Source organism: Dietzia maris (genome assembly GCF_014144855.1).
GTDB classification, from domain to species: domain Bacteria; phylum Actinomycetota; class Actinomycetes; order Mycobacteriales; family Mycobacteriaceae; genus Dietzia; species Dietzia kunjamensis.
Window position 1 is genome coordinate 1 of record NZ_JAALDN010000358.1, and the last position, 4,456, is coordinate 4,456.

Below are 4,456 nucleotides of genomic sequence, written 5' to 3' on the forward strand. Positions count from 1 at the left end.
TCGGCGAGGTCGGTGACGCCCGGGGGGACCTCGACGCCGGCGGCCGCCAGCGGGCGGCCCATCGGGTCGGTGGTCATGAGGAGGGTCTCGATGTCGGTGGGGTGGCGGTCGAGGCGGTCGGGGACGGTGACGACGGCGACGGCGTCGTCCGCGGCCCCTGTGCTCACCTCGGCGCCCGCCCACCAGGCGCCGAGGAGGACGCCCGCGGTGAGCCAGTGCGCGGGCAGGTCGCACACGATCACGTCGCCCGGCACCACCCCGAGTTCGTCGCGCAGGAGTCCGGCGATCTTCGCGGCCCAGTTGGCGGTGGAGGTGACAGACAGTTCCACTCGTGACGGGGCGGCCTGGTTGTAGTGGGTGACCATGGGGGTTCCCGGGTCGAGTGCGAGGAGCGGCTGCAGGACGGTGTCGGCGGCGGTGGTCACTCTGGGCCTCCCGGGTGGTGGTCGGTCAGTGGGCGCAGTCGGTCGGTGGGCGCAGTCGGTCAGTTGACGCAGGGCACGTCCGAGCCGGCGTCGAAGGTCGGGCGATCCGCGATGGACGGCGGCAGCGGCGCATAGGAGGAGGTGGTGGGGGAGTAGGACTCGGTGCCGGCGGCGTCGCCGGTGGGGCCACTGTAGTCCTCGGCCAGGACGACGCGGACGGAGCCGTCGGGCAGCGCTGGGTCGACCTGCACGGGCAGGCCGCCGAGGGCCTCCGATACGGCAAAGGCGGCGTCGTCGTCGGCGGAGGCTGCGGCGACGTGCGAGGTGTAGGCGGCGGCCGGGTCGGTGAGCAGGTCGCCTGCGGTGTAGCCGAGTTCGGTGAGGGCTCCGGAGACCTGCGCGGCCAGACCGTCGATCGCGGTGGTGTTGACCACGGAGACCGTCACCTCGGCGGGGTCCGGCCCCGGCGCGTCGGTGGGGGTCTGCTCCGGATCGGTGGTGGCGTCGGCGTCCGCTTCCCGATCCTCGGTGCTGGCGAAACCGGCCACGAACTCCGACACCTCGGCGGGGTCGGCGGTGACGATGGACTCGCCCCACTCGGTGAACGAGTCGATGCTGGTGACCGGGATGGTCTCGAATCGGACGTTGCCGCCGCTGATGTCCTGGAGCTTCATGGCGAAGTCGACGAAGTCCCAGTTCTCGTCGATGACGAAGGACCGCTTGGCGGCGTCGACCAGCGCACCGAGTTTCGAGGGGTCGGCCAGGGTGCCGGCGGAGAGGATCTTCTTGACCAGCTGGGACATGAACACCTGCTGACGGACGATCCGGTCGAGGTCGCCCGCGGGCAGGTCATGGCGTTGGCGCACGAAGCTCAGGGCGTCCGATCCGGAGACCGTCTGGACGCCGGCACGGAAGTTCGCGCCCGACAGCGGCTCGTCGACCGGCTCGTTGAGGCAGACGGGGACGCCGCCGACCGCGTCGGTGAGCAGCACGAACCCCAGGAGGCCGATCTCGGCGTAGTGGTCGGCCTGGACGCCGGTGAGATCCTCGACGGCGCCGATGAGGCCGTTGCGCCCGGCCTTGACCGCGGCGCGCTGGTCCTCCTCGGTCAGTTCACCGTCCGGGTCGGACGCGACGGCACGCTCGAGATGGGCCTCCTTGTTCGCGGCGTAGACGCCGTTGATCTTGCTCCCGCCGACCGAGCTGGTCTCCACGTAGACGTCGCGGGGGATGGAGATCGCGGTGGCGGAACTGCCGTCCTCGGGGATCCTGATGAGCAGGATCGTGTCGGTGTTCTCGCCCTCCTCCTCGCCGGTCCGGATCGTGGCCAGTTCCTCTTGGCTGAGGGGGTTGCCCTGCGCGTCGGTCCGGTTGTCCGTGCCCACCAGAAGGATGTCGACGGCGCCGTCGAGGCCACCGTCACCCACGTCGAGACCGCCGGCGGAGGTCAGGTCCGAGCTGAGTCCGTTGAACAGGGTCCACCCGACGCCGGTGACCAGGAGACACAGGGCGGAGACGAGGGCGGCCACGACGCGACCGACCCGGTACGCGACCGGGCGGGCCGGGGTGGCGTGACGCCGTCCCCGTGCCCGGCCGGGGGCACGACGGGGAGTCGCTGGCAGCTCGGCGCTCATCCACCGTCCTTGTCGTCGAGTAGGGCCGCTCGAGGCCGCCGATGATGATCAACGGTACCGCGCCGCGCGCCGGGCGTCGGAATCCGTGGGGTGCGTCGTAGGGTGTTTCGCGTGACGACCCGACTACCCGTCGTGACGGTGACGTACTCGCCGGGCGACCACCTCCGCAGCTTCGTCGAGACCCTCCCCGCGGCCACGACCCGGCAGGTCGGCCTGGTGATGGCGGACAACGGGTCGACGGACGGGGTGCCGGAGGAGGTAGCGGCGGAGTACGGGTTCGCCGAGTTCTTCCCCACGGGTGACAACCTGGGGTACGGCACCGCCATCAACCGGGCGGTGACGCTGATCGCTGGCCGGCCGGAGGATTTCGACCAGGAGTTCGTCCTGGTGGTCAACCCGGACGTGACCTTCGAACCCGGGTCGGTGGACGAGCTCCTCGCCGCCGCCGCACGCTGGCCGCGGGCCGCCGCGTTCGGCCCGCGGATCTCCGAGACCGACGGGTCCGTGTACCCGTCCGCCCGGGCGGTGCCACGTCTGGGCGCGGGGATCGGCCACGCCCTGCTCGGCCAGGTGTGGCCGCGGAACCCGTGGACGGCGGGATACCTCGACGACGCGGACATGGAGACCGAGCGGGCCGCCGGGTGGCTGTCGGGTTCGTGCCTGCTGCTGCGCCGGGCGGCGTTCGATGCCCTGGGCGGGTTCGACGAGCGGTATTTCATGTACCTCGAGGACATCGACCTGGGCGACCGTCTCGGCAGGGCCGGGTGGCAGAACGTCTACGTGCCCGCCGCCGTCATCCACCACGACCAGGGTCACGCTGCGAACGCGGTGCCGGAGTTCACCCTCCGGGCGCACCACCGCAGCGCGTACCTGTTCCAGGCGGACAGGCACCCATACGCCTGGCAGGCACCGATACGCTGGGCGCTCAGAGCGGGCCTGGAGTTGCGGTGTCGCCTGGCGATCCGGTCCACCCGGCGCGCCGCGGGCTGAGCTTGACACCCCGGAACCGAGACCCATCCACCGGCCACCGGAGCGGGGCGAGCGCGCCCCCGCCCGCGGCCCTTTCGACAGCAGGAGCCTTCACCGTGACCTCGACGACCCCCGGGAGTGCCACCGCCGACGACGACCTGATCGCGGACACCGAGGCGGTGGTGCTGGTCGGCGGCAAGGGCACCCGGCTCAGGCCCCTGACGATCTCGGCGCCCAAGCCGATGCTGCCCACCGCGGGCCTGCCCTTCCTGACCCACCTGCTCTCCCGGATCCGGGCGGCCGGCATCCGGCGCGTCGTGCTGGGGACCTCCTTCAAGGCCGAGGTCTTCGAGGAGTACTTCGGCGACGGGTCGGCCCTGGACCTGGACATCTCCTACGTCGTGGAGACCGAACCCCTGGGCACCGGCGGCGGCATCCGCAACGTCCTGTCCGAGCTCACCGCCTCGACGGTCATGGTGTTCAACGGCGACGTCCTCGGCGGGACCGACCTGCGGGAAATCCTCGCCCTGCACCGCGAGAAGAACGCCGACCTGACGATGCACCTGGTCCGCGTCTCCGATCCGCGCGCGTTCGGCTGCGTCACCACCGACGACGACGGGCGCGTCCAGGACTTCCTGGAGAAGACCCAGGATCCGCCGACCGACCAGATCAACGCCGGCTGCTACGTGTTCCGCCGTGAGCTCATCGAGCAGATCCCCGAGGGCCAGCCGGTGTCGGTCGAGCGTGAGACCTTCCCCCAGTTGCTCAGTGAGGGCCGGCGCGTCTACGGGTTCGTCGACTCCGCCTACTGGCGGGACATGGGCACGCCGGAGGACTTCGTGCGCGGCTCGGCGGACCTGGTCCGCGGCATCGCCCCGTCGCCGGCGCTCGACGGCCACGCGGGGGAGTCCCTGGTCCACGAGGGTGCCGGGATCGGGGCGGGCGCCGTCCTGGTCGGCGGGACCGTCGTGGGGCGCGGCGCGGAGATCGGGGCCGGGGCCAGACTGGACGGCGCGGTCGTCTTCGACGGTGCCCGCATCGAGGCCGGGGCGACGGTCGAGCGTTCGATCGTCGGATTCGGCGCGAGAATTGGCCACCGTGCGCTCATCCGCGACGGGGTGATCGGTGACGGCGCCGACATCGGTGCGCGCTGCGAGCTCTTGCGCGGTGCCCGCGTGTGGCCGGGGGTGCAGATCCCCGACGGCGGGATCCGCTACTCCACCGACATGTAGGCCCGGCCGGCCTTCGCCACCCATCCGATGTCTTGCCACCCATCGGATCCGGCCGGCGGCGCGGATCCGGCCGGCGGCGCGGATCCGGCCGGGGGACCGGTCGGCGTGCGGCTACCGACTCACTCCACCGTGACGTAGGCGTCGCCTGCCGGCCGCGACTCCCGTGGCGGGACCGTCTCGGCGGGCACGCCCACCG

At 72.0% G+C, this 4,456-nt stretch carries 4 protein-coding genes; 2 read left to right on the forward strand and 2 right to left on the reverse strand.

The window, feature by feature from the left end; all coding sequences use genetic code 11:
* Together G6024_RS11865 and G6024_RS11870 are read right to left on the reverse strand one after the other, a co-directional pair.
* On the reverse strand, window positions 1-425 hold a 425-nt coding region (locus G6024_RS11865; protein ID WP_268817123.1), incomplete at its 3' end, for a TIGR03089 family protein.
* A 59-nt stretch (window positions 426-484) separates the two neighbouring features.
* A complete protein-coding gene (locus tag G6024_RS11870) occupies window positions 485-2,059 on the reverse strand; it encodes an LCP family protein (RefSeq protein ID WP_119191965.1) in 1,575 nt (524 codons plus the stop codon).
* A gap of 111 nt (window positions 2,060-2,170) precedes the next feature.
* Between G6024_RS11870 and G6024_RS11875 the strand changes: the two genes are divergently transcribed.
* Both G6024_RS11875 and manB read left to right on the forward strand, forming a co-directional pair.
* A complete protein-coding gene (locus tag G6024_RS11875; protein ID WP_159148785.1) occupies window positions 2,171-3,049 on the forward strand; it encodes a glycosyltransferase family 2 protein in 879 nt (292 codons plus the stop codon).
* 95 nt (window positions 3,050-3,144) lie between these two features.
* Window positions 3,145-4,260 carry a mannose-1-phosphate guanylyltransferase ManB gene (manB, locus tag G6024_RS11880; RefSeq protein WP_227022368.1) on the forward strand — a complete coding sequence of 372 codons (1,116 nt, stop codon included), beginning with the start codon at window positions 3,145-3,147 and terminating at the stop codon, window positions 4,258-4,260.
* Window positions 4,261-4,456: the final 196 nt, after the last annotated feature.